Origin of the sequence: Bradyrhizobium sp. YCK136, from assembly GCF_044570075.1 — a bacterium.
Classification (GTDB): Bacteria; Pseudomonadota; Alphaproteobacteria; order Rhizobiales; family Xanthobacteraceae; genus Bradyrhizobium; species Bradyrhizobium diazoefficiens.
Map to the genome: position 1 here is coordinate 3,369,308 of NZ_CP172424.1, position 24,622 is coordinate 3,393,929.

Consider the following 24,622-nt stretch of genomic DNA (forward strand, 5'->3'; position numbering starts at 1 on the left):
CCGGCATCCTAGTACCCGGAATCAGAGCTGAGTGATACGGCGGCCTTTGAAACGGCGTTGACGGACCTTTTTCTTGGTCCAGACGAAGGGCTCGGCTCTGTCGTTGTATGCGTTGACGTAGGCATCGATGTGTTCCTGAAGCTGCTTGAGGCTCGTGAAGGAGGTGCCGCTGAGCGACTGCCCCTGCAAGATGGAAAACCATACTTCGACCTGATTGAGCCATGACGCACTTGTCGGCGTGAAATGAAATTGCACGTTGGGGTGGGCCTTGAGCCAGTCCTCGTTCTTTTTATGGGTGTTGAGGTTGTCGAGGATGACGTGAAGCTTGCGGTTCGGAAAAGCCGCGGTGACGCTGTTCATGAAATCGAGAAACTCGACGCGGCGCCGGCGTTTTGAATGGGTCGCGATGATCTTTCCGGTGGCGACTTCGAGCGCCGCAAACAATGTTGTGGTGCCATGCCGCTTGTAATCGTGGCTTTGGCCGGTCAAGGCGCGGCCATTGGGCAACTTCAGATAACCCTGCGCTCGCTCCAAAGCCTGGATCGAGGGCTTCTCGTCCACGCACAGCACAATGGCCTTCGCCGGCGGCGCGACATAGAGGCCGACAACATCGGCGGCTTTGGCCGTAAAGTTCGGGTCGTTGCTCTCGCACCAGGACTTGCGAGCCACCAGGTCAATCTTGTGGCTGCGCAGGAACCGCCAGACATATTGGACATCGACATCGCCCAGCGCCTCGGCCAGCAGGGGGCCGGTCCAGCGCGCAAACCCTTGCGGTGGCGGCTTATCCAGCAGCTTCAGAATCCGCTTGTCGGTCGTCTTCGTATAGATCGGCTGCTTGCCAGGCCGCGGCTTGTCTTGCAGCCCTTCAAGGCCATGGTCGGCATAGCGATGCCGCCAAAGGCTGACAATCCGCGGCTGGACCCCAACTTCCTTGGCGATCGACCGGGTGCTGCGCCCATCCGCCGCCAACAGAACTATCCGCGCCCGCTTCAAATCGCGCTGCAACGTCACCGGTGAGCGACAGCACGCCTCAAGCACCTTGCGATCTTTCCTCGAAAGGTGGACTTCTCTTGCTTCGGGTATCATCCCGACCTTGAATCACGACTCACGTTCCAAGAAAAGTGGGTACTAGTCAAACGAGTTGTGATTGGCCAGTTGCCGCGGCCCGTCTAAGCTTCCGACAAGATCATCTGCGAAGAAGGAGAACAAGATGCGGATGCTGATGCTGGGGGCGGCGCTCATGATGATGACGTCTGCTGCCATCACATATTCTGCCATGGCGGATGACGACGACGCCAAGGGCGCGCAGAAGCTCGCCATGCAGGGCCGCGACGATTACTGGCATTGCCTGGCGCGGGAATATTCGCGCGACAGCAATCAGGGCCTGTCGGAACAGGATTTTGGCCGCTCGGTTGCGGGCGCCTGTCCGTCGGAGCGGCAATATTACCGGGTGGCATTGCTCGACTATCTCACCACGCAATATCCGAACATCGATTCCGGCGCCCATCTCGCGACCGCGAACAGGGCGGTGGAGTCGGCGCAGAAGGACATCGTGACGGCTTTCATCAAGCATAGGCCGCCGCAGAAATAGGTCGACAGCGGTCGCGGTCCCGTGGCCCTTCCGGCTCCGCGTTCATCCGTGGTATCAATGATCGCATCTGGAACAGGGATGGGCTTCCATGTCGTCTGAGTCGGTGGGTGGCATTTTGGGCGCGATCGTCGCGGCGGTCGTGCTCGCGGTCGCCGTCGTCCTCGGGCCGATCGGCCAGTACGGCAAGCCGCCCAAGCCGGCAAAGGTCGATCCGGGCCCGGCGGCCATGGCGCCGGCAGCCCCCGCCGCGCCCGCGCCGCGCGGCCCGGTGATCAAGGAAGTCCCGAACTAGTCGTCGGCCTGAAAAAGGGTGCTTTTGCCCCTTGAAAAGCGGCTTTGCCGTCCCCACTTAGTTGTCAACGGCAACGTTGAGTCACGATCTCCGTTGCTGGGACGACCTTGGAATAGCTCAGGCTGCGCCGGATGTACGCGCGCCCGCCGTTCCGGGGTCGTTGGCATTTTAGGGCCCATTTGGGCCCTTCCCCTTGGAAACCCCGGCTTGGCAGCGCAGGACGCGGCGGATATACGCTGCCGTCATGAATGAAGCGATCAGACCGGGCCCCGACAATCCGCCCCAGGCTCAAGAGGGGCCGGAACTGTCGGTCATCGTCCCGACCTTCAACGAGCGCGACAACGTCACGGTGCTCTACCGGCGCCTGGAGGCGACGCTCGCCAGCGTCGCCTGGGAGGTCGTGTTCGTCGACGACAATTCACCCGACGGCACCTGGGACGTCGTGCGCGCGCTGGCCCAGCGCGACAGCCGCGTGCGCTGTGTCCGCCGCATCGGCCGCCGCGGCCTGTCCGGCGCCTGCATCGAAGGCATCCTGGCCTCCAGCGCACCCTTTGTCGCCGTGATCGACGCCGACCTTCAGCACGACGAGACGCAGCTGCCGAAGATGCTGCTGCTGCTCGCCAGCGACGAGGCCGATCTGGTGGTCGGCAGCCGCTATATCGAAGGCTACAAGAGCGAAGGTTTCAACAAGCAGCGCGCCGGCGCCAGCGCTCTGGCGACCGAGGTCGCCAGGAAGATGCTGCGGGTCGAGATCGCCGATCCCATGAGCGGATTCTTCATGGTCCGCCGCGATCGTTTCGAGGAATTGGCGCCGAAACTTTCGGTGCATGGCTTCAAGATCCTGCTCGACCTGGTCGCGACCGCGCATGGCAGCTTGCGGGCCGTCGAGATTCCCTACACCTTCGGCGCCCGCCAGCACGGTGAGAGCAAGCTGGATTCCATGGTCGCGCTCGACTTCCTGGGCCTCGTGCTGGCCAAGCTGAGCAACGACATCCTCTCGCTGCGCTTCATCCTGTTCGCGATGGTCGGCGGCATAGGTCTCGTGGTGCACCTGGCCACGCTGTTCATCGGGCTTCACGTGTTCAAGGCGCCGTTCGCGGAAGCGCAGGCGGCAGGCGCCGTCGTCGCCATGACCAGCAACTTCGTCCTCAACAACTTCCTCACCTATCGCGATCAGCGGCTGAAGGGCTTTGCGCTGCTGCGCGGCCTGATCGCCTTCTACATCGTGTGCAGCGTCGGCCTGCTCGCCAATGTCGGCGTCGCCTTCTCGGTCTACGACCAGGAGCCGATCTGGTGGCTGGCCGGCCTGGCCGGCGCCCTGATGGGCGTGGTGTGGAACTACGCGATGTCCGGACTGTTCGTCTGGCGCAAGAAATAGCGCGCCAAGGAAACCGGTATGGGCGGGGCTGACGCGCGGATTGTCCGCAACACGGCGCTGGTGATTCTCGCGCTGGTGGCCCTGCGGCTCGTCGCTGCCGCCTTCACGCCGATCACCTTCGACGAAGCCTACTACTGGATGTGGTCGAAGAACCTCGCCGGAGGCTATTACGACCACCCGCCGATGGTCGCCTATGTCATCCGCGCCGGCACCATGATCGCCGGCGACACCGAGCTCGGCGTCCGCCTCGTCTCGATCCTGCTCGCGCTGCCGATGAGCTATGCGATCTTTCGCTCGGCCGCGATCCTGTTCGGGGGCGCCCGCGTCGCGGCCACCAGTGCCATCCTGCTCAACGCGACGCTGCTGGCCGCGGTCGGCACGCTGATCGTCACGCCCGATGCGCCGCTGCTGGTCGCCTCCAGCTTCGTGCTGTTCTTCCTCGCCAAGGTGCTGGAGACCGGCCGCGGCGTCTGGTGGCTCGCGGTCGGTGCCGCCGTCGGTGCGGCGCTGCTGTCGAAATACACCGCGATGTTCTTCGGGCCGGCGATCCTGATCTGGCTCGCGGCCGTGCCGAAGCTCAGGCGCTGGTTCCTCTCGCCCTGGCCCTATCTCGGCGGCCTCGTTGCCCTTGCGCTGTTCTCGCCGGTGATCCTCTGGAATGCGGATCATCAATGGGTCTCGTTCGCAAAGCAGCTCGGGCGCGCCAGGATCGAGGATTTCCGCCCCGTCTTCATCGCCGAGCTGATCCCGACCCAGATCGCGTTCGCGACCCCGCTGGTCTTCATTCTTGGTGCGATGGGGCTGCACGCGCTGACCTGGCGCCGCGCCGGCGCGCTGGCCTCGCGGGTGCTGATCGAGACGATGTTCTGGACCATTGTCGCCTATTTCGTCTGGCATTCGCTGCATGCGCGCGTCGAGGCCAACTGGTTCGCGCCGGTCTATCCGCCCTTCGTGATTGCGGCTGCGGCCGCCGCCAACCTCGTGCAGTGGAAGCCGCGTGCGCGGCGCCTGGTCGATTTTTGCCTGCGCTGGGCTGCACCCGCCGGCATCGTGATGTTTGCGGCCCTGATCGTGCAAGCCAACACGGGCATCTTGTCCGGCTATCGCCGTGACGCGACCGTGCGCAGCGTCGGCGTCGGCTGGCGCCAGCTCGCCGCGGAGATCGAAGCCGTGCGCGCCCGCACCGGTGCGACATGCGTGCTCGCGCCGGACTACGGCACCACCGGCTGGCTCGCCTTCTATCTGCCGCGCGGCACTTGCGTGGTGCAGCAGAACCAGCGCATCCGCTGGGTCAACATGCCCGAGCCCGATCCAAAGCAGCTTGCCGGCAAGCTGCTCTATGTCGATGAGCTGCGTGAGGGCGGCCATCCCGCCGTCAACGATCTCTTTGCGCAGGTGACGCAGGTTGCGCAATTGCAGCGCAAGCGCGGGCCGCTCGTGATCGAGACCTACGGCATCGATCTGCTCGAAGGCGCCAAGGGCGACGTGCTGGACCGTTCGCCGCCACCGGAAGCGCGGTAATCACCGTCGTCCCGGCGGAGTGTTGGGCGGGTAGCGGTGGCTATTCAGTCGATCATCTCGGCTTTGGCGGTGGCCTGGCTGGGCCTGTGCCGGTCGCGCCAGAACCAGACGGTCACGACGCCGGAGCGGCCGCGGACCTGCGTGAGCGGGGGGCCTGTCAGGACGCCGTTGGGAGTGCCGTGGAAGTCGGCCGCATCCAGCAGCGTGTCGGTCAGCGCGAGCCGCGCATCGTTCTGGGCGGCGACCTCCATCAGCCGGCTTGCGACGTTGACGGTGTCGCCGGTCGCCGTGATGTGCTGGTGGCTTTCGCCGAGACGGGAGGCGACGATCGGGCCGAAATGCGCGCCGATCTTGAAACCGAGCTGGCCCCCGATCGCAGGGGGCAGCGAGGCGATCCAGCGTTCGACGCCGCGATTCAGGTCGATCGAACATTTCAGCGCACGCGCCGCGTCATCCGGCATGGCGTGCGGCAGTCCGAACAGGAGCATGGCGCCGTCGCCGAGAAAGCCGGTGACCATGCCGCCGCAATCGACGGCCGCCCTGTCGATCAACGCGTGAAACGCCTTCAGGAGATCCCTGAGCGCGTCCGGATCGGTCCGTTCGCTCAGCGCCGTAAAGCCGGAGAGATCGATGAAGACCACGGCGGCGTCCTGCCGGACAGGCTTCGACAGGAAGTTCGGATCGCGCGCCAGCCACTCCTGCACGGCGGGTGCCTGGAAGAGCGCAAGCGACCTGCTCTTGGCGGCGAAATACTGCGTGCGGCGGCCTCCCGCCCATAGCTGCACGCCGGCAAAGATCGCAACGGGCGGAACCGCGGCCGCAAGCGTGGTCGCGGCGTTCAGCCAGACCCCGTGCGTGAACGCGAACAGATTGAGCCCGGCCCAGGCGATCATCACCGCCGCCGCCGCCATGATGCCGAGCGCGCTGCGCCGCCAGGCGAGCAAGCCCACCAGCAGCACCGGCAGCAGGACGGCGGCAAGCGCGTCGGCGATATGCACCTTGCGGTCGCGCACGATGCCGTCGCCGGCGATGAGATGGGTGATTGCGGTCGAGATCACCTCGACGCCGGGCATGAGGGAATCGAACGGCGTCGGATAGAAATCACCGCCGCCGGCGACCGAGGCGCCGATCACGACGATGCGGTTCTCGATGGCGGCGCGACTGAGCGTGCCGTCGAAGATGCTCTGCGCGCTGACGGTACGGATGGTGCGGCGCGGGCCGTAATAGGTGATCGGCAGCGCGAAGTCGGTGTCGGTCGGCACCGCGCGATCGCCGAGCATGAGATGATCCGGCGCGATCGTCAGCGGCTTGTCGAGCGCGCGGGTCGCGACCCGCAAGGGGAACGACAGCTCGACCTTGTCGTGCGTCCGGAACAGCATCGGTATCGAGAGCGGCGAGCCGGATTGTCCCGTCGCGACGTTGACGACGCCGACCTCGGCGTGGTCGGCAAATGCGGGCAAGGGCAGCAGGAAGCGCTCGGCTTGCGGCAGGACGGCGAGGGGGCCCTGGCTGCTGGACTCCACGGTCTCGCTGGCGGACGGGAAGATCGCCGCGGCGGCGAGGACCATGGGACCGGTGGCGAGCGTGTTGGCCAGCGTGGCGTCGCCGATCGCGGCGCTGCGGTCGACCAGCAGGAGGTCGATCGCGACGACCTTCGGCTTGAACTGCACGATGGTGTCGACGATCCGGGCGAGATCGGCGCGCGGCAAGGGATAGCTGCCGCCGCGTTTGACGACGGTGTCGTCGATCGCGACGATGGTGACGAGATCGGGCGGAGCCTGCACGCCGCGGATTTGCGTCCGCAGGTCGGTCAGCGTCGCTTCGAGGTGGTCGAGAAAGCGCAGATGGCCGTTGGCGTGAGCGGCATAGATGCCTGCACCCCACAGCGCGGTGAGGACGAGTGCCACCAGGATCTGAACGCGTCTAGTCATTACGTACTGCAATCTTCTTCACGTACTGCAATCTTCTTCGCTTTGTCGTCCGGGCCTTATTGACCCAGTCTTGCCATCAGCGCGTCGACGCGCGGCTGGCCCCATGTCTTGACGGTCAATGGACCGGTTGCCTCGACATCGACGCCTTCGCCAGGGCCCAGAACGACGCCGCGTCCGCGGCTCCTGCGGCTGACGCCGACACGGCCGTCGGCGACGAAGACCGAGGTTTTTGCATCGGCGACGTCCACGGCCCATTTGGTGCCCCGCACCGCGGCGATCGCTTGCGGTGTCAGCACCTTGAAGGGATTGCCGCCGGGCTTTTTGGGAACCTCGACCAGCAGCGCTTTGCTGCTCAACTCCACGGAGTCTATATGTCCGTCGCGGTTCGCGTCCTTAAGTTCAAATCTGGCGCCGTTTTCCGCAACGATGGTGATGCCGTTGTTGCAGCGCCAGGTTTGAGTGCCGGCGGCGGATGGCGACGGCGTGCAGCCCGCATTGGCGGGCTGCGCGGCCACGTATCCCGTCAACAACGACGACCACGCCAGGGCGAAAAACCCGGCACGTGCGATCCCTCTCATGCCAGCCTCCGTTTGCGTGCGTGGCACAGTTCAAGGCGATGTTGATACGGTACCGTATCACGCGCAGAGGCTGCTGAAAAGTGCCGGGTCTGGCAGCTATTTCGTCGCTGCGGCCTTTTCCAGACCGGCGCGATCAACTTTCGGTCACGGCGCCGTGCTGCATGAGCGCTCAGTGCGATGTGTGATGTGTGTGTGCGTTGCCGCCATTCCGCTGACATCGGTGCGCCGAAAGACGGAGGGATGGCTAGCGCGACCAGCCTCGCGCAACGCTTCACCGCTATGGTCAGGCCGCATTGAAGACCACGAAAATGACTTGGTTGGATGCGCCTAGCCCGATCTATTCACGAGAGCACGGTCGTTCTTGACGTCTGACGGGGGCTGGCGGCTGGCGTGGGTGACCGTCCGGCCTTTTCTCACCGGGTTCTACATCAAGCTGTTTTGTAGGCGATGGAGGAGTGGGGCGGGTGAGCGGGCGCAGGCCCGGTCGGTTACGGACCGAGCGGGAGCAGCGCGCCGGGCAAGCCGCGGATCAGGTCGGCTTCGGGACATGCCGCGGCAAACGCAAGGCGAATGCGGCTCGTGGTCTCGACCACACGGGCAGCGAGTTTCAAGAGACGAAGACGCAGCGTCGCGAACTCGGCAGTGGCCAATTCCCGGGCTTTGGGAATGGCGTCGCGCACGGTCAGCATCAGCCAATAAGCGGCCGTATGGAGCACGAGACGGACCTGGTTGGCGAGCGCCGAACGGCAGCTGGTGCGGTCGGAGGCGAGCTGTGTCTTATGCAGCTTGATCAGATTCTCGGCTTGGCCGCGCGCGCAATACAGGCTGTCGTAGATCCACTCGGCCGAGCCGACATCGAGGCTGGTGACGACGAAACGGATGTCGAGGCCGAGCATCGTCGCCTCAATACGGGCGACGGTGCGCCGTTCGCGATCCCAGGACTTTGCCTTGTGGCGGGTCTCGGTATAGCCACGCAGAACCGGCAGGTTCTCGATGGCGCGTCGGGTGCGGATGTCGTCGGCGACCTCGTCGACTTTTCTGGCGAGAGGCTTGGTGCCGGACAGACCGAAGATGTAGTCGATGCCGTTGGTCTCGCACCACGCCATGGCCTCCGGCCGGGCATAGTGCCCGTCGCCACGGAACGTAATTCGCGTGTTGTGCCATCGCGTGCGGATATGCCGTACCAGGCGGCGCAGATGGGCACGCACCTCGACGCCGCCCGGCGTCTTGCCGGGCCGCAGCACGACGGCCACGGGCCGGCTCTTCTCCGTGTCGTAGACGTGGATCGGCAGAAAGCAGCGTTCGTCATAATGAGCGTTGAACAGCGAGAGCTGCTGATGGCCGTGGACGACGTCGCAGGTATCATCGATGTCGAGCGTGACGGATGCCGGCTCGTGGGGGTAGCTATCCATCCATGCGTCGACCAAAATGTAGGTCAGTCGGATCACGTCGCGCAGGCGCGGAGCATTCTCCAGCCGCGACAGCGTCGGCTGGGAACACAGATCCCGGCCCGTGTCCGGTAGGCGACCGCAGGCCAGCTTGAATGCCGGATCGGACCGCAGATGATCGAGGTCGTCGGCGTCCTCGTAGCCGCAGCAGATCGCGAACATGCGCGCGCGGAACATATCGACCAGGCTGTGCACGACCCGCGTCGGATCGCGCCGATCCGGGAACACCCGGGCCAGATTGTCGGCCAAGCCGAGACGCCGCTCGGCCATCGCCAGAAGCATCACGCCCCCGTTCGAGGTTAGGCGCCCACCATCGAAGGCAGCTGTGACTTTCTTGGCGTGAATGGCTGGAAACGAGAAGGGCGGAATCGTATCGTCGGTCATGGCGGGCGTGGCGTTCGCGGTTGGAGGTGATGGGGTTGGCTTCACAACCGAATCCTACGCCGTATCAGCGCTTTACACCACGCTCGCCAGCCTCTCGGGCGCCTCTTACGAATAAGACAGGCTAGAGAGGCCGTCAAAGACGTCCGCTGACCGCACCGATCCAGCCGAGAATTATAGTTAACAGACGCGTCTAAGTCCGTAGTTCTGCGGGCTTTTTTCTCGAAATGGGACGGCACTAACGAGTTGCCCCATATCTGCCCGAACTTAATCCGCATTTAACTAAAAGTCGCCTTAATGACGCTCCGACCCTCTGCGAGATGCTGTTCCCGGAACCTGACCAGCAGCGGCACTTCGAAGGGGGACTGAGTGACACCGTCCTGGACGCAAGGCGAATGAGTACGAGTATCGCTGCGCAGAGTAACGCGGCACGGAAGTCCAAGAATCCTGGCAAGAATCCACATCGGAAGCCTTCCCGGAAAATGACCACCAAAAACGTGCTTGGCGCCGCTTTGATCGGCTGCGTCGTGCTTGGCGCCGGCTGGACCGTCTACAGCAACATCTTCGCCGCCAGCGTCTACCCGTCCGTCGGCAGCGCCGGTTACGACGAGCCCGTGATCAAGCGCGCGCCGAAGGTCGCGCTGCGCGAGGCGGGCGATGCCATCAAGGAAGCCTTCGCTCTCCTGCCGGACCGCTTGCAGGTCGCCGCGCCGATCTCGCGCGAGATGTTCAACGAGCGCTTTGCCGCGGCCGCGACGCAAGGGGTGGAATCCAATGCGGCGAGTGCCGTAGCTCAGGCTCCCGCGACGAAGGTCGCCGACACCGCGAAGCCGGGCGTGATCGCGAAGGTCGCCGAAGCGCTGAAGCCGTCCGCCCCGGCCAAGGCCACTGACAAGGCCACTGAAAAGATCGCCGATGCCGCCAAGGCCAAGCGCGCTCCGGATGCGCAGATGCAACTGGCTTCGGCCGATCCGGCCGAGATCGTGCCGGCGCCCGAAGCGAAGCCAAAATCCTTTGCCGATCGCGCCAAGGCCGCGGTGATGTCGATCACCGGGCCGCGCCAGTCGATGGTCGAGAAGCTGTGGGGCAAGCGCGAGTCCTCCGGCGGACTGCTCGCCTATGCCTCGGCCGATGCCAGCGTGACCGCGTCCATCGCGCCGAGGGAGCAGAACCCCATGCTCGGCGGTTCGGCGCCCTATGAGCGCGACACCGCGGTCTACGACATCACCGCCAAGACGGTTTATCTGCCCGACGGCACCAAGCTCGAGGCGCATTCCGGCCTCGGCTCCAATCTCGACGATCCCCGTTCCTCGCGCGTCCGCATGCGCGGCGTGACCCCGCCGCACATCTACACGCTGAAGCCGCGCGAGGCGCTGTTCCACGGCGTGCCGGCGCTGCGCCTGACCCCGATCGGCGGCGAGAGCGCGATCTACGGCCGCGACGGCCTGCTCGCGCACACCTTCATGCTCGGGCCGAACGGCGACTCCAACGGCTGCGTGTCGTTCAAGGACTACTACGCGTTCCTCGACGCCTACCGCAACAAGGGCATCCGCAAGCTCGCGGTGCTGGCGCGGGTCGATTGATCCCGGTTCATTCCCGATGAGAAAAGGGCCGCTTGCAGCGGCCCTTTTCTTTGTCCTGCGTTGTGGACGCGCTTCAGCCCGGCCAGCACTGTCCGCCGCCGTCGATCCTGAGGACCTGGCCGGAGACGAACGCGCCCATGGGACCGGCGAAGAATTCGACGACGCGCGCGACCTCGTCAACGGTCGCGATGCGGTCGAGCGTGCCGGTCTCGACCATCCGGTCAGGGTCCACCGCGCGCGTGCCGAGGAAGCGGCCGGTGCGGGTATCGCCCGGTGCGATGCAGTTGACGGCGATGTCGTAGGGGCGGAGCTGGTCGGCCAGGCATCGCGTGTAGTGGGTCACGCCGGCCTTCGACACCGCATAGATCGCACCGTTGGTGCGCCCCTTGAAGGCGGCGACCGAGCCAAGCGTGACGATGCGGCCGCGGCGCCGCTCCATCATGCCGCGCGCGACCGCCTGGCAGGTCAGGATGGTCGAGAGCAGATTGCGCTCCAGCACCGCGCGCACATCGGCCTCCTTGATATTCACCGCGTCGTTCGGATCCGGCTTGCCGCCGGCGGCTGCGATGTCGCCGCCGGCGTTGTGCACCAGGATGTCGATCGGTCCGAGCGCGTCTTCTGTCTCGGCTATCACACGCGCGATGTCCTCACCCTTGGTGAGATCGCCGAGCACGCGCCGGGTGCGGACACCGAATTGCCGGCCGATCTCCGCGGCGACCGCGGTGAGGGTGGTACCCTCGCCATATTCCGCCGGCCCGTTCTCGCGCATGCCGTGGATGGCGACGTCGGCGCCGAGCGCGGCAAGCTTCTCCGCAAAGGCGCGACCGAGCCCGCGCCCCGCCCCGGTCACCAGCGCAGTCTTTCCTGCCAAAACCTTCGCCCTGTCATGCGACGTCATGATCTTCTTCCTGTCGTGAGGTGTCAGTCCGCTGCGGGATCGAGGCCGATCGCCTTCGCCTGCACTGCGCGATATCGCACGATCAGCGTTTGACGAAAACCAGGTTGCAGGCACGCGCCTCGTTGCGCTTGCCGCTGCCGCGGGTGCGTTCGAACTGCGCATCGACCGTAAAGGCGTAGGGCGAGCCGGGCGGCAGGTTATTGAGGGTGTAAGTGCTCGCCCCTGTCGTGCCGCGCGCGCTCAATGTCGTCTTGCCGTCCGGCGGGATCTGACCATCGATCTCCAGCCGGTTGACGCCGTTCAGGCTCTGAGCCTCGGCGTGGAACACGCCGTTCGCAACGGTGGCGGACAGAGGCCTGGTGAAGCCCTGCGCCTTGCCGGTCGCCTGGCAGTTCAACGTCACGTCCCAGTTGCCGTCGAAGTCCTTGCTGCCGCCGGTTCGGGCGTTGCCGGCCGCCGGCGCAAGCGCCGTCTTCTGTTTCAGGCCTTCAATTCGCGCCTTGGCGAGGGTTGCGAAGATGCAATTCGGAAATCGGGCGAGATGGTCTTCGTAGGCACCCAGCGTACCGATGCCATCCGCAGCCTTCCAATGGGCCTCCGCGGCGGCGCAGGGATCGAGCCGCGGCGCGGCTTGCGGGGCCGCCGGCGCGACCGTGACCGCCACCGGCCCGTTCAGGTAGAACTTGCCGATGATCGAGAGCGACAGCTCCGGCAGCTGGGTCTTGCCGCTGGCGTCATAGACGTCGCTGCTGATGTCGCGAAATACGTCGCCGATCTCCTGCGGCTCCTCGATGTGCTTCAGGAACGCCGTCGTGTAGGGGCTGTTGCGACCGGTGCCATCGGCGGCGACCTGCCCTGATTGCGTCGAGAACGACACGATCGTGCCGCGCGGCGCTTCGACCTTCGACAGACCGCGTCCGAGCGAGGCGGCGCGAGTCGCGGAGCGCTTGAGGCTTTCCGCCAGCGGATTGTCGCGGCAGGAATCGAGCACCAGGATGCGCAGGTTCTTGGCCTGTTGCAGGTCGTTCACGATGTCGTCGACCCGCACGAAGCGTTTCAGGTCGGCTTCGTCGGTCAGCACGGCGTCAACAGGCATCAGGTAGTTCACGCCGTTGTACTGCATCGCATGGCCGCTGTAGTAGAACATGGCGACGTCGGCCCGGCTCGCCGCGCGCGCGAAGCGGATGGTCAGGTCCTGCATGTCGGCCTGGCGCAGGTCGATACCCTCCAGCACCTCGAAACCGCTGCGCCTGAGCGAGCTTGCTACGTCTTCGGCATCGTGCGGCGGGTTGGGAAGCTGCGCCGTCGAGGCATAGGCGCCGTTGCCGATCACCAGGGCGACCCGCGTTTCCGCCGATGCGGGACCCAGGCACAGCCAGCAGGCGAGGAGGGCCAGGAAAAATCGAGGCAAAATTCCAGAAGGAGCACGCATGAATGCCTTCCAGGGAAATATCGAAAAATATCCCTCCAGATTAGCGCATGTCGCGCCGGCATCAATGGCCTCGCTATGGAACCGTCAATTTTGCCGGCCGTGACATCCTGTCACGCCGGGTTCGCCGCCACGGTCTTGCGCAGCGCCATCTCGGTTGCGATCGCCTCCCTCACGGCGGGCCGCGCCTGCATGCGTTCGAGATAGGCCGACAGGGATGGCCATTGCGCGATGTCGACCCCTGCGGGACGAAGCAGCAGCAAGGCCCAGGTGAGGTGGGCATCCGCGACGGTGAAGCTGTGACCGACGAGGAATTCGCGGCCCGCAAGGTGCGCGGCAGGTACCGACAATGTCTGCGCGATGCGTGCACGCGGCTTGGCGAGCGAGCCGTCGTCCTTGTACCAGAAGGTCGGAAACAGGAACGCCTTGTGGATCTCGGCGTCGATGAAGCTCAGCCATTCCTGGAGGCGATAGCGATCGGGATCGGCGAACCGCGGCGCGAGCCCCGTCTCCGGCTTCGGATCGGCGATGTATTGCAGCACCGCCGCGCTCTCGGTCAGCCGTTCGCCGTTCTCCAGGACCAGGACCGGCACCGCGCCCTTCGGCGAGGTGGAAGTCGCTGTCGTCGTGCACGACCTTCTTCGTCAAGAGATGCACCTGACGATAGTGCGCATCGAGGCCGGCTTCCATCAGCGCGATGCGGCTCGCGAGCGAGCAGGCCATCGGCGAGAAATAGAGTTGCAGCATCGCGTTGCTCCGTTATTTCAGCGCGTCGCCGCGCGCGATGATCGCGAAACGGTCGGATAGCTCGGCGAGTGCAACCTCGTGGATGGTCCGGGCGTCCAGCGTGCCGCCGCGGCCGTCGGGCAGGTCGCGCGTGGCGCAGGCGTCGGCGTCGATGGTCGTACGAAAGCCGAGGTCGAGCGCGGCGCGCGCCGTGGAGCTGACGCACATATGCGTCATGAAGCCGGCCAGTACGATGTTCTTCCTGTCGGTTGCGGCAAGGCGCGCCTGCAAATCCGTGCCGGCAAACGCATTCGACAACTCCTTCTCGATCACCAGCTCGCCGGCACGGGGGCTTAGCTCGGCGACGATGGCGCCGCGCTCGGTGCCGCGATCGAACAGGCTGCCGGCCTTGCCGCGATGGGCAATATGGATGATCGCGGCTCCGCTCTCGCGTGCCCGCGCCAGGAGCGCAGCCGCCCGCGCGATCGCAGCGCGGGCGTCGGGCAACGCGAGAGGGCCTGCGAGATATTCGTTCGGATATCGATCAGCACCAGCGCGGCGTCGCCAAGACGCGGCGGGTTGAGATCGGCACCGGCGAGCTGCAGCAGGGTCTTTGCGGTCGTCATGGTCTTGGAAATCTCCGGGGCAAAAGGCGCTGCGAACATAGCCCCGGGAGTGCCTGCCGATATGCAGGGATATTGCAGCGGGTGGCTGCAATATTGCAGGCTGCGCCCGGCCGGTATAACCTCAAACAATGAACTGGGACGATCTGCGCATCATCGCTGCCGTCAGGGACGAAGGCACCTACGCGGGCGCCAGCGCGCGGCTGCGCATCGACGAGACGACGGTCGGGCGCAGGCTGTCGCGCATCGAGCGTGCGCTCGGTTTGCGCCTGTTCGAGGCCGCCGACGGCGTCCGCAGGCCGACGCGGAGTTGCGAGGCGGTGCTGGCGCATGTCGAGGCGATGGCCGCACATGCCGCCGAGATCGGTCGCGTCGGCGAGAGCCTGGCAGGTCCGGTGGGACGCCTGCGCATCGCCTCCACCAACACGGTCGCCGAGGAGGTGCTGTCGCCGCGCGCGAGCGACTTCCTGCGCGCCAATCCCGGCCTGACGCTGCAATTCCTTACCTCGAGCGAGAACGTCAAGTTCTCGCGCTGGGAGGCCGATCTCGCCATCCGGCTGCGCAAACCCGACAAGGGTGACTTCGCGATCTCCAGGCTCGGCGACGTCAAGCTCTATTATTTCGAGCCTGTTACGACCGAGGGCGAGCCGATGCTGTGCGCCTATCCGGACGAGCTCGGTGCCATTCCCGAGATGCAATTCCTGCGAATGAAGCAAGCCCGCGCGCGCTGCGTCACCGACAACGTTCGCGTCATCCGTAACCTGATCCGCGCGCATCAGGCCGCCGGCGTGTTGCCGGAGCATGTTTGCACGGACCTGCTCGGCGATCGCCGCCTGCGCGCCACGCTGCTGCCGAAGCGGCGCGACGTCTGGCTGCTCGTGCAAAACCACCTCAAGCGCGACGCCGCAACGCGCGTGACGATCGACTGGGTGAGAGCGTGTTTCCAGGAGATGTCGCGCAGTTGACGTCACGCTTCGATCTCGCGATGGCAAAATGTGGCTGCACATCCGTTGGTTGAAACTATCTTCGCCTGCCCCTAACATCCGGTCGTCATTCCGGGGCGGCGCGAAGCGCCGAGCCCGGAATCCATAACCACAGGCAGATGGAATGGCGTACTACGTCTACATCCTGGCAAGTAAGAAATACGGCACGCTGTACATTGGCGTAACGAGTGACCTTGTGCGACGCGTCCACGAGCACAAGACCAAGGTCGTCCCGGGATTCACGAAGCGATACGGGGTCGACAAGCTGGTTCTGTTTGAGATTTTCGATGACCCGGTAAGCGCAATCGCTCGCGAGAAAGAGCTCAAGAAATGGCGGCGGGATTGGAAGACGCGATTGATCGATGAACAGAATCCGAATTGGGATGATCTCTACAGCGGCATCTCCAGTTAGGGCTTGTGGTTATGGATTCCGGGCTCGCGGCTTCGCCGCGCCCCGGAATGACGAATGGAAAAATCTTTAACCACCCCCTTGCAACCCGAACCTGCCTCGTCTATTAGCCCGCTCCTTCGCTAGGCCATGGGTTCGGGCTCTCTGAGATCCCGACTGGCGCGGGCCGGTCTCCGGTTTCGTGTTCCGCCGAATGAAGGAGAAACGCAGGACGTAGCTCATGGAGAGCGTTGGGCTGAACGCCCGAAGGCATCGGTTCGATTCCGGTCTCTTGCACAAAGGATAGCTCAGTTGGTTAGAGCAGATGACTGTTAATCATCTTGTCGCGGGTTCGATTCCCGCTCCATCGCTCCGGGTCAGCCTGAAAAACTGACACCTCTGACGAGGACCGGACGCGCGCTTCAGTCGCAGTCCGGCCGTTTTGCCGAAAGGCTTTCCGTCCGAACCTAGACACTGTGAGACCGGCTTTGCGCCGCGGGTAGATACCGCTTGCGCCGATGCCGGGTGGCTCCGCATGACCGCTCGACACGCGTCGAGCGATCGCGCGCGTGCGCCCGCCGTCACGCAAGCTTAAGCCCAGGCCCGCCGATTTCCCGGGAAGCGTCGTCCGCGTCCTCACGTCCTTTGCTGACGAAGCCCGCTGTCCGGCCGCCTTCGGCCGGAGGCAACATGAAGGAGGCGTGCCATGACCTGGCATTTGCTGATGCTGAACGTGACGGTGAAGGATGGCGAGCGTGCGTTGCTGACGCGCAACGGGCAGCTCGTGCGCGTGCTCGCGCCCGGCAAGCACCGGCTGTTCGATCCCCTGCACGAGCTGAAGGCCGAGGTGCTCGACGTGGTTCGCAGCGAATTCTCTGCGGATCGCTACGCGGTGCTGAAGGCCGCGCGGCCTGATCTCGCCGCCGAGCTGTTCGAGGCGGTCGAGACCAAGGCGGACGAGATCGCCATCGTCAGCCTCGACGGCCGGCCCGTGCATCTGATGACGCCCTGGCAGGTGCGTGTCTACTGGAAGGTCGCGACCCGCATCGATGTCGAGCGCATCGATGTGTCCGCCGATCCCAAGGTTAGCGCGCGGCACCTGACCATGATCGAGCGCAACCGCTCGACCGTCGTGATGGAAGCGGTGGTCGAGAACCACGAGGCGGGCCTGCTCTACGTCGAGGGCCGGCTCGTGGAGCGGCTTGCGCCCGGCCGGCACGCCTTCTGGACCGTCGGCCGCAAGATCGAGGTGAAGCGCCTCGACCTGCGGCCCCAGGCGGTCGAGATCACCGCGCAGGAGATGCTGACCAAGGATCGCATCGCGCTGCGGGTGACGCTGACGGCGTTCCGCCGGATCGTCGATCCCGAGCGCACGGTTGCGACCGTTCCCGACGTGGATGCGTGGCTGTACCGCCTGGTGCAGTTCGCGATCCGCGAGGCGGTCGCCGGCCGGACGCTGGACGAGGTGCTGTCTGCGAAGGCGGCGCTGGATGCGGAGCTGCGCGACTATGTGCGTGCACGCATCGCGGAGTCTGGCGTCGAGGTGACCGAGCTCGGCGTCAAGGACGTGATCCTGCCCGGCGAGATCCGGGAGCTGGTGAACAAGGTGGTGGAGGCGGAGCGGGTCGCGAAGGCGAACCTGATCCGCCGGCAGGAGGAGACCGCGGCAACGCGTTCGCTCCTGAACACCGCCCGCCTGATGGAGGAGAACCCCCTGCTGCTGCGGCTCAAGGAGCTGGAGTCGCTGGAGCGGCTGGTCGAGAAGGTCGGCCGCATCGACCTCCATGCCGGCAACGGCGAGGGCCTCGATGCCCTCCTGACCCGGCTCGTGCGCCTGAAGGCGCCCGAGAGCGCGTGAAGCAGAGGGGCCGCCCACGGGCGGCCCCTCACATCTGCGTTGTCCTCTGTCGCGGTGAACGCGCAAGCGGGCCCGTGCGACCAAAATCCTGCGAGGGGATTGCGCGCCCGCAAGGGTTGCGTAATCTCACGATGACGATCACGGTCTTGATCAGGGCAGGCCCATGACCACTCTTGAGCAAACGATCCGCCCCTCGGCGCAATCGCGGGAATGGAAGGCGATCGTCATCCTGGTCCTGTTGATTCCGGTGCTGTGGTCGCCGCCGTTCCTGTTTCGCTTCTTCCTGTACCAGCCGTTCAACATCCCCTCCAATTCGATGGCGCCGACGCTGATGGTCGGCGACTACGTCTTCGCCGCAAAATCGGCCTACGGCTACGACCGCTATTCGTTTCCCTATGCGCCATCCTGGATCTCGGGCCGTTTCTTTGCCGCCGATCCCGGCTACGGCGACGTCGTCGTGTTTCGCACGGCGAAGGACGCCTCGGTGGACTACGTCAAGCGTGTGGTGGCGCTGCCGGGCGACCGGGTCCAGATGCGCGGTGGGCAACTCGTCCTCAACGACAGGCCGGTGACCCGCGTCGCGCTGGCGAGCGTGGCGGGCGGGGCCGTCTGCGGGACCGACGACGGCACGAAGATCAAGCGCTGGCGCGAGACGCTGCCGAACGGCGCGAGCTATGTGACCTACGATTGCGTCGACAATGGCTACCTCGACAACACCAGCGTCTACACGGTGCCGCCGGGCCATTTCTTCGCGCTCGGCGATAACAGAGACAACTCCACCGACAGCCGCATGATGTCGGCGATGGGCTTCGTCCCGATGGACCATCTCGTCGGCAAGGTGACGCGGATATTCTGGTCGCTCGACGCCGACGGCCGCTTGCGAGGCGAGCGGATGGGGAAGGTGTGGTGAGGTGCTGTCATTCCGGGGCGTCGCGAAGCGACGATCCCGGAATCCATAACCCCAGGCGGATGGAATGGCCTACTACGTCTACATCCTCGCGAGCAGGAAGCACGGCGCGCTCTACATTGGCGTGACCAATGATCTCGTGCGCCGTGTCTACGAGCACAGGAGCAAAGCCGTCCCCGGCTTCACGACGAAGTATGGCGTCGACAAGCTCGTCTTGTTCGAGATCTACGACGAACCCGCGAGCGCCATCGCACGCGAGAAGGAGCTCAAGAAGTGGCGTCGGGATTGGAAGACGCGCTTGATCGAGGAGCATAACCCGAGTTGGGATGATCTCTATTCCGGGATAGCCAACTAAGGTTCGTGGTTATGGATTCCGGGCTCGCGCTTCGCGCGCCCCGGAATGACGAGGTGGGGAGAGTTGCGCCACAAACAAAAACCCCGGCATCGCTGCCGGGGCTTCGTATTTGTAGAGCGAGATCCCGGATCTGCGGTGCATCGCTTCGCGCTGCACCGCGTCCGGGACGACTTCGTCGCTTAGAAGTCCATGCCGCCCATGCCGCCGCCCGGAGGCATCGCGGGGCCGGCGCCGCCCTTCTTGGGCAGCTCGGCGACCATGGCTTCCGTGGTGATCAGCAGGGCCGCAACCGAGGCTGCGTTCTGGATCGCGGTGCGGACCACCTTGGTCGGGTCGATAATGCCCTTGGTGACCAGGTTGACGTACTCGCCGGTCTGGGAGTCGAAGCCGTAGGCGTACGTCTTGTTCTCCAGGATCTTGCCGACGATCACCGAGCCGTCTTCACCGGCGTTGATCGCGATCTGGCGAGCGGGAGCCGACAGCGCCTTGCGCACGATCTCGACGCCGGTCTTCTGGTCGTCGTTCTTGGTGCGCAAGCCCTTGAGCTGCTCGGAAGCACGGAGCAGAGCGACGCCGCCGCCCGGGACGATGCCTTCTTCCACAGCCGCGCGGGTCGCATGCATCGCGTCATCAACGCGATCCTTGCGCTCCTTCACCTCGACCTCGGTCGCGCCGCCGACGCGGATCACCGCGACGCCGCCAGCGAGCTTGGCGAGACGCTCCTGGAGCTTCTCACGGTCGTAGTCCGAGGTGGTTTCCTCGATCTGCGCCTTGATCTGGGACACGCGCGCCTCGATGTCGGCCTTCTTGCCGGCGCCGTTGACGATCGTGGTGTTCTCCTTGTCGATCATCACCTTCTTGGCGCGACCGAGCATGTTGAGCGTGACGTTCTCGAGCTTGATGCCGAGATCTTCCGAGATCGCCTGGCCGCCGGTCAGGATCGCGATGTCCTGCAGCATGGCCTTGCGGCGATCGCCGAAGCCCGGAGCCTTGACGGCCGCGACCTTCAGACCACCGCGCAGACGGTTCACGACCAGGGTCGCGAGGGCTTCACCCTCGACGTCCTCGGCGACGATGACCAGCGGCTTGCCGGTCTGCACCACGGCCTCGAGCAGCGGCAGCAGCTCGTTCAGCGAGGAGAGCTTCTTCTCGTTGATGAGGATGTAGGCGTCGTCCATCTCAACGCGCATCTTGTCGGCGTTGGTGACGAAGTAGGGCGAGATGTAGCCGCGGTCGAACTGCATACCCTCGACGACGTCGAGCTCGGTCTCGAGCGACTTGGCTTCCTCGACGGTGATGACACCCTCGTTGCCGACCTTCTTCATGGCGTCGGCCAGGAACTTGCCGATCTCCGCGTCGCCGTTGGCCGAGATGGTGCCGACCTGGGCGATCTCGTCGTTCGAGGTGACCTTCTTGGAGTTTTTGACGAGGTCCGCAACGACGGCTTCGACCGCGAGGTCGATACCGCGCTTGAGGTCCATCGGGTTCATGCCGGCGGCAACCGACTTGGCGCCTTCGCGCACGATCGCCTGGGCGAGCACGGTCGCGGTGGTGGTGCCGTCGCCGGCCGCATCAGCGGACTTGGAGGCGACTTCGCGCACCATCTGCGCGCCCATGTTCTCGAACTTGTCCTCGAGCTCGATCTCCTTGGCGACGGTGACGCCGTCCTTGGTGATGCGGGGAGCGCCGAACGACTTGTCGAGCACGACGTTGCGGCCCTTCGGACCGAGCGTGACCTTCACCGCGTTGGCGAGAATGTCGACGCCGCGCAGCATCTTGTCGCGCGCATCAACCGAGAATTTGACTTCTTTAGCTGCCATCTGGATTTTTCCTTGAGGTTGGCTGGGGGCGAGAGGGGGCTCTTAGGCCGCCTTCTTCTTGGAAGCGGGGACGTCGAGGACGCCCATGATGTCGCTTTCCTTCATGATCAAGAGATCGACGCTGTCGATCTTGACCTCGGTGCCGGACCACTTGCCGAACAGCACGCGGTCGCCGACCTTCAGGTCGATCGGGATCAGCTTGCCGGCTTCGTCGCGGCCACCGGGGCCGACGGCGACGACTTCGCCCTGGGAGGGCTTTTCCTTGGCAGTGTCGGGAATGATGATGCCGCCAGCGGTCTTCTCTTCTGCGTCGATGCGCTTGACCACGACGCGGTCGTGAAGCGGACGGAATTTCATGCAGTCCTCCTAAGCAATTGCTCGGGTTGATGATTTCAGATTGTTAGCAGTCTGTGCCCGCGAGTGCTAGCACGGGTGAGGCTGAAATAGGACAGGAATTTTGCGGGGGCAAGGGCTTCTAGCAGAAAAATAAGCACTCGGAAGGCCCGGCTGCCAGAATCTCTTTCCCATCGTTAACCGTCCGCCGGACCGTATTAGCACGGAGCCGTCTCTGCTGCTAACGCATTGAATTTCAACAGCTTGTTAAACTTTTGGGCTTGAGATGGATTATCAGTTTGCGTCACATTTCTCTCATGTGAGCGCATCTCCACCGGGTGGCTCGTAAGCAGCGTACCGGATCAAGCCACCCCTGAATGCGCTCCTGCAAAGGAGGTTGGCATGGTCTCGCGGGTTGGGGTTGTTTCCGACGACTTCCGGAAACAGGTGCTGGGTTACGGGCTGACGACGGCTGAAATTCTCTATCGGATGCCGGATCATCCTTCGCTGCTTCAGACCTATGTCTGGCAGAACTACGATCTCTTCCCGAAATTCCCGGCGCTGACCGATTTCCTGGCGTTCTGGCAGCAAAAGCTCGACGGTCCCCTCTATTCGGTCACCGTCGCGCATTCCAAGCTGATCAAGCCGGCCGAGCTACGTGCGGTGGACGGCGTGTTCAGGCTGCATTGACGCAGCGATCAGGCGTCGCTGCTGCAATAGCGCTTCCACATCGCGCGATAGGCCTCGTCCGCCGCTTGCGCGTAGGCGACCGGGTTGCAGGCGGGCGCAGCCCTGACCTGTCCGGGCAACTCGCGGCGCAATTTGTCGAGGTCGTCGATCTCAGTCGCGCGGCTCACCGCGATGTCGACATATGCCTCCTCGCTGTCCGTAACCCAGTCCGGCAGGCCAAGCGCGGTGAGGATGGAGCCGGCGGCACGGCTGGGCAGACTGTTCCCGAGCTTCGCCACCACGGGCACGCCCATCTGCAAGGCTTCCAACGTGCTGACGCCGCCATTCTGCGGGAACGGGTCGAGGGCAATATCGACGCGATTGAACGATGCCAGATGATCGACTCGCAAGGTGGTTCCGAGCAGATCGACGCGTTCGGCCGGCACTCCGCAAGTTGCAAGCCTCGCCAGCAGATTGTCGCGGACCAGTTGATCGTCCAGCGCAACATCCTTGATCAGCAGTCGTGACCCCGGCACCCGCTCGAGAATCCGGGACCAGGCCTGCGCGGCCTGGTCCGAAATCTTGCTGATGCGGTTGAAGACACCGAATGTGACGAAGCCGTTCGAGATCGCCGGCGTTGACGCCCGCGCAAGCTCGATCGGCAGCGGCTCCAGCGTCACAAAGCACGGCAGGTCGACAACGGTTTCCGCAAACAGATGCCGGACCGCGGCAGGAATCGCGACCGGGTCGGAGAACAGATAATCGATCGTCGGCAGCCCGGTGCCGGTGCCGTGACCCCAGCCATGGGCCTGGATCGGCGCCGGCTTGCGCGCAAACACGCCGAGGCGGTTTCCTTTGGTGTGGCCGGATAGATCGATCAGGATATCGACGCCATCGGCGCGGATCTCGGCGGCGAGGCGATCGTCGCTCCATTGCGAGGCGTCGCGCCAGCGATCGGCGATCTTTTGAAATTCGTCGGTCGCCGCATCCACTTTCGACGAACAAGAGTAGCATACGATCTCGAATTGTGCCCGGTCACGGTATTGCAGGACCGGCTTGAATATGAACGCGGCCGAATGCGCGTTGAAATCCGACGAGACATAGCCGAGCACCAGGGGGCGATCCGGATCGCGGCTGTTGTCGTGCGGTCTCGCCGCTTCTGAGGCGAACTTCGCGCCGATCCGCTCCCACCAGACTTGCCGCGCTCGCTGATGCTGCTCGACGCTGGCATCCGCCGCGAAATCGAGCGTGAATATCTTGTTGGAGATCGCGCTCGGGAAGTCAGGCTCGATTTCAAGGGCTCTGTCGTAACTGGCCAGGGCTTCGTCGACCCGCCCAAGTGCGGCAAGACAAATGCCCCGTACCAGGTGAGCTTGAACAGCATCGGGATCGACAGCGATCGCTTTCTCGCTATCGTGCAGTGCTTCGGCCATGTGCTGGACCTGGAGCCAGACACTGGCGCGCCCGAGCCACCCGTTCATATCGTTGGGCTCCACGGCGATTGCCTGATTGCAATCCGCCATGGCTTCGTCAATCCGCAGAAGCTCCTGCAAAGCGAGGGCGCGGTTCGCCAGCGCCGAGGCATAGGCGGGCTTGATCGCTAGCGCGCGGTTCAAGCTGGCGATGGCCTCGTCATAATTGCGCAGACGGCAGAGCACCCAGCCCCGGCCGTTGTGGGCTTCGGCAAGGTTTCCGTCGATTGCGAGCCTTGTCGAAGCATGCGAGCGCTTCCTGAAGATCGAGGGTCACGCTCGCGTTACCGAGATTGGACAGGGCTACGGCGAAGTTGGGGCGCAAGGCGAGGGCCCTTCGATAGCTCTCACAGGCCTCACCGTGACGTCGTAGCCCGTTCAGCGCGACGCCTCGGCTCATGTGAGCATCGGCAGATCGCGGATCCACTGCAACCGCCCGGCTCAGCAGAATTTCGGCCTGCTGATAGTTTTTGGTATCTGACTCCAAGCTACCGAGCATATGCAGCGCGATGAATTGGTCGGGCGCCAGCTGCAGAACCTGGCGGTAGGCAGCCTGGGCCTGGGCGAGAAGCCCTTGCTTGTGCAGCTGGAGGGCCTGCCCGAGCAACGGCAGCACATCGGCTTTCTGCCGCTTCTGAAGCCGGGCATTTTGAAATGCACGCTGACCTACGCTGTTGCTCATGAATCAATCCCCCAGAATCTCCCGGCGAGATTAAATCGGCGAGGGAACGAATACGAGACGACGGCCGTTCGCGACGACAGCTTCGGACAAGCTACGAACGATCCCATTATCGCGCTGCTGATCCAAGCCCTGCAATTGCTGCCTCGTCCAGGACTGGCTAATCTGCCGTCCGGTTGCACCCATCCGGCGGGCGCGGCTCAGATCAGGGAGGCAGACAATGGCCAAGCAAAAGGCATCAAGACCCGCAACGAAGGCCGCGGCGAAAAAGCGGAGCGGCACCAAGGCCGCGGCGCGATCCTCGGCACGCAAGGCGGTCAAGGCGAAGGCGCGCACAGCCTCTCCGAAGAAGCCCGTACGTCCGAAGCAGCGCATCGCGATCAGTCATCACCGCGAGGAAGACTTCAAGGCCGATGGCCTGCGCGCCTACGCGAAGTACCGCGACCTCGGTATCGCCGAAGCAAGCCACGGCCTCGCGCAAGCGCACGTGATCCGGCTGCAGGGCCCCTGCAATCCCGCAGAAGTCTCGAAGCTTCACTTCCACGACGTCGAATTCCAGATGGTCTACGTGCTCAAGGGCTGGGTGAAGACCTACATGGAAGGCGAGGGCGAGACGCTGATGAAGGAGGGCAGCGCCTGGACCCAGCCGCCGAAGATCAAGCACATGATCCTGGATTACTCGGACGACGTGGAACTGCTGGAGGTGATTTTGCCGGCGGAGTTCAAGACGGTGGAGCTGAAGGCGTAGGGCGCTCCGTCGGAGACGCTGCACCCTTCTC

22 protein-coding genes, 2 tRNA genes and 2 pseudogenes are annotated in these 24,622 nt (G+C 64.5%); 14 read left to right on the forward strand and 12 right to left on the reverse strand.

Translation table 11 applies throughout. The features are described from left to right. Positions 1-21: 21 nt before the first annotated feature. The gene (locus ACFLEY_RS15850) at positions 22-1,086 is read right to left on the reverse strand and encodes an IS630-like element ISRj1 family transposase (RefSeq protein ID WP_026192128.1); all 1,065 of its coding nucleotides are present in this window, start codon (positions 1,084-1,086) and stop codon (positions 22-24) included. 124 nt (positions 1,087-1,210) lie between these two features. On the opposite strand from ACFLEY_RS15850, the gene ACFLEY_RS15855 reads away from it, so the two are divergent. The 4 genes from ACFLEY_RS15855 (at position 1,211) to ACFLEY_RS15870 (ending at position 4,782) form a co-directional block, all read left to right on the forward strand. Next, positions 1,211-1,591 (forward strand): hypothetical protein, encoded by a 381-nt coding sequence (locus ACFLEY_RS15855; protein WP_011088386.1) that lies wholly within the window; start codon positions 1,211-1,213, stop codon positions 1,589-1,591. A gap of 88 nt (positions 1,592-1,679) precedes the next feature. Continuing rightward, on the forward strand, positions 1,680-1,883 hold the full coding sequence (locus tag ACFLEY_RS15860) for a hypothetical protein (protein WP_110116501.1): 204 nt from the start codon (positions 1,680-1,682) through the stop codon (positions 1,881-1,883). A gap of 244 nt (positions 1,884-2,127) precedes the next feature. After that, positions 2,128-3,261 carry a glycosyltransferase family 2 protein gene (locus ACFLEY_RS15865; protein ID WP_028175447.1) on the forward strand — a complete coding sequence of 378 codons (1,134 nt, stop codon included), beginning with the start codon at positions 2,128-2,130 and terminating at the stop codon, positions 3,259-3,261. A gap of 18 nt (positions 3,262-3,279) precedes the next feature. Then, positions 3,280-4,782, forward strand: coding sequence for a glycosyltransferase family 39 protein (locus ACFLEY_RS15870; RefSeq protein ID WP_060908101.1), 1,503 nt, complete (start codon positions 3,280-3,282; stop codon positions 4,780-4,782). Positions 4,783-4,826: 44 nt separating this feature from the next. On the opposite strand, the gene ACFLEY_RS15875 is transcribed toward ACFLEY_RS15870, so the two are convergent. The 3 genes from ACFLEY_RS15875 to ACFLEY_RS15885 all read right to left on the reverse strand — a co-directional run bounded on the left by ACFLEY_RS15875 (position 4,827) and on the right by ACFLEY_RS15885 (position 9,123). Next, positions 4,827-6,713, reverse strand: a complete 1,887-nt coding sequence (locus ACFLEY_RS15875; RefSeq protein WP_060908100.1) for a CHASE2 domain-containing protein — start codon at positions 6,711-6,713, stop codon at positions 4,827-4,829. A 56-nt stretch (positions 6,714-6,769) separates the two neighbouring features. Then, the gene (locus tag ACFLEY_RS15880) at positions 6,770-7,291 is read right to left on the reverse strand and encodes a FecR domain-containing protein (RefSeq protein WP_028175444.1); all 522 of its coding nucleotides are present in this window, start codon (positions 7,289-7,291) and stop codon (positions 6,770-6,772) included. A gap of 488 nt (positions 7,292-7,779) precedes the next feature. Continuing rightward, the gene (locus ACFLEY_RS15885; RefSeq protein ID WP_039183842.1) at positions 7,780-9,123 is read right to left on the reverse strand and encodes an IS1380-like element ISBdi2 family transposase; all 1,344 of its coding nucleotides are present in this window, start codon (positions 9,121-9,123) and stop codon (positions 7,780-7,782) included. A gap of 479 nt (positions 9,124-9,602) precedes the next feature. On the opposite strand from ACFLEY_RS15885, the gene ACFLEY_RS15890 reads away from it, so the two are divergent. Continuing rightward, positions 9,603-10,703 carry a DUF2778 domain-containing protein gene (locus ACFLEY_RS15890; RefSeq protein ID WP_038967584.1) on the forward strand — a complete coding sequence of 367 codons (1,101 nt, stop codon included), beginning with the start codon at positions 9,603-9,605 and terminating at the stop codon, positions 10,701-10,703. Between the two features lie 73 nt (positions 10,704-10,776). On the opposite strand, the gene ACFLEY_RS15895 is transcribed toward ACFLEY_RS15890, so the two are convergent. The 4 genes and pseudogenes from ACFLEY_RS15895 to ACFLEY_RS15910 all read right to left on the reverse strand — a co-directional run bounded on the left by ACFLEY_RS15895 (position 10,777) and on the right by ACFLEY_RS15910 (position 14,382). Next, positions 10,777-11,601: an SDR family NAD(P)-dependent oxidoreductase gene (locus ACFLEY_RS15895; protein ID WP_060908099.1), complete on the reverse strand. Its 825-nt coding sequence runs from the start codon at positions 11,599-11,601 to the stop codon at positions 10,777-10,779. 82 nt (positions 11,602-11,683) lie between these two features. Next, on the reverse strand, positions 11,684-13,033 hold the full coding sequence (locus tag ACFLEY_RS15900; RefSeq protein ID WP_211433766.1) for a caspase family protein: 1,350 nt from the start codon (positions 13,031-13,033) through the stop codon (positions 11,684-11,686). Between the two features lie 110 nt (positions 13,034-13,143). Further along, a pseudogene (locus ACFLEY_RS15905) lies at positions 13,144-13,777 on the reverse strand (glutathione binding-like protein). A 12-nt stretch (positions 13,778-13,789) separates the two neighbouring features. Further along, positions 13,790-14,382, reverse strand: a pseudogene (locus ACFLEY_RS15910) (cysteine hydrolase family protein). Positions 14,383-14,510: 128 nt separating this feature from the next. Here ACFLEY_RS15910 and ACFLEY_RS15915 point away from each other — a divergent pair. From ACFLEY_RS15915 to ACFLEY_RS15945, 7 genes are all read left to right on the forward strand, one after another. Then, positions 14,511-15,344 carry a LysR family transcriptional regulator gene (locus ACFLEY_RS15915; RefSeq protein WP_028175438.1) on the forward strand — a complete coding sequence of 278 codons (834 nt, stop codon included), beginning with the start codon at positions 14,511-14,513 and terminating at the stop codon, positions 15,342-15,344. 142 nt (positions 15,345-15,486) lie between these two features. Beyond that, on the forward strand, positions 15,487-15,774 hold the full coding sequence (locus tag ACFLEY_RS15920) for a GIY-YIG nuclease family protein (RefSeq protein ID WP_060908096.1): 288 nt from the start codon (positions 15,487-15,489) through the stop codon (positions 15,772-15,774). 203 nt (positions 15,775-15,977) lie between these two features. Further along, a tRNA-Phe gene (locus ACFLEY_RS15925) sits at positions 15,978-16,047 on the forward strand. A gap of 4 nt (positions 16,048-16,051) precedes the next feature. Further along, positions 16,052-16,117: transfer RNA gene (locus ACFLEY_RS15930), tRNA-Asn, on the forward strand. A 339-nt stretch (positions 16,118-16,456) separates the two neighbouring features. Continuing rightward, the gene (locus ACFLEY_RS15935; protein ID WP_038967581.1) at positions 16,457-17,608 is read left to right on the forward strand and encodes a slipin family protein; all 1,152 of its coding nucleotides are present in this window, start codon (positions 16,457-16,459) and stop codon (positions 17,606-17,608) included. 163 nt (positions 17,609-17,771) lie between these two features. Next, the gene (gene lepB / locus ACFLEY_RS15940; protein ID WP_011088374.1) at positions 17,772-18,518 is read left to right on the forward strand and encodes a signal peptidase I; all 747 of its coding nucleotides are present in this window, start codon (positions 17,772-17,774) and stop codon (positions 18,516-18,518) included. A gap of 64 nt (positions 18,519-18,582) precedes the next feature. Further along, positions 18,583-18,870, forward strand: a complete 288-nt coding sequence (locus ACFLEY_RS15945; protein WP_011088373.1) for a GIY-YIG nuclease family protein — start codon at positions 18,583-18,585, stop codon at positions 18,868-18,870. Positions 18,871-19,049: 179 nt separating this feature from the next. On the opposite strand, the gene groL is transcribed toward ACFLEY_RS15945, so the two are convergent. Together groL and ACFLEY_RS15955 are read right to left on the reverse strand one after the other, a co-directional pair. After that, positions 19,050-20,690 (reverse strand): chaperonin GroEL, encoded by a 1,641-nt coding sequence (gene groL, locus ACFLEY_RS15950; RefSeq protein ID WP_011088372.1) that lies wholly within the window; start codon positions 20,688-20,690, stop codon positions 19,050-19,052. 42 nt (positions 20,691-20,732) lie between these two features. After that, positions 20,733-21,047, reverse strand: coding sequence for a co-chaperone GroES (locus tag ACFLEY_RS15955; RefSeq protein WP_011088371.1), 315 nt, complete (start codon positions 21,045-21,047; stop codon positions 20,733-20,735). Between the two features lie 378 nt (positions 21,048-21,425). Here ACFLEY_RS15955 and ACFLEY_RS15960 point away from each other — a divergent pair, with 378 nt between their 5' ends. After that, positions 21,426-21,713, forward strand: a complete 288-nt coding sequence (locus tag ACFLEY_RS15960) for an usg protein (protein ID WP_011088370.1) — start codon at positions 21,426-21,428, stop codon at positions 21,711-21,713. 8 nt (positions 21,714-21,721) lie between these two features. On the opposite strand, the gene ACFLEY_RS15965 is transcribed toward ACFLEY_RS15960, so the two are convergent. Both ACFLEY_RS15965 and ACFLEY_RS15970 read right to left on the reverse strand, forming a co-directional pair. Then, positions 21,722-23,350 carry a tetratricopeptide repeat protein gene (locus ACFLEY_RS15965; RefSeq protein WP_396604687.1) on the reverse strand — a complete coding sequence of 543 codons (1,629 nt, stop codon included), beginning with the start codon at positions 23,348-23,350 and terminating at the stop codon, positions 21,722-21,724. Beyond that, on the reverse strand, positions 23,325-23,846 hold the full coding sequence (locus ACFLEY_RS15970; protein WP_396604688.1) for a tetratricopeptide repeat protein: 522 nt from the start codon (positions 23,844-23,846) through the stop codon (positions 23,325-23,327). The genes ACFLEY_RS15965 and ACFLEY_RS15970 overlap by 26 nt, the downstream gene beginning before the upstream one ends. A 217-nt stretch (positions 23,847-24,063) precedes the next feature. On the opposite strand from ACFLEY_RS15970, the gene ACFLEY_RS15975 reads away from it, so the two are divergent. Next, the gene (locus tag ACFLEY_RS15975; RefSeq protein WP_060908095.1) at positions 24,064-24,591 is read left to right on the forward strand and encodes a cupin domain-containing protein; all 528 of its coding nucleotides are present in this window, start codon (positions 24,064-24,066) and stop codon (positions 24,589-24,591) included. Positions 24,592-24,622 lie beyond the last annotated feature (31 nt).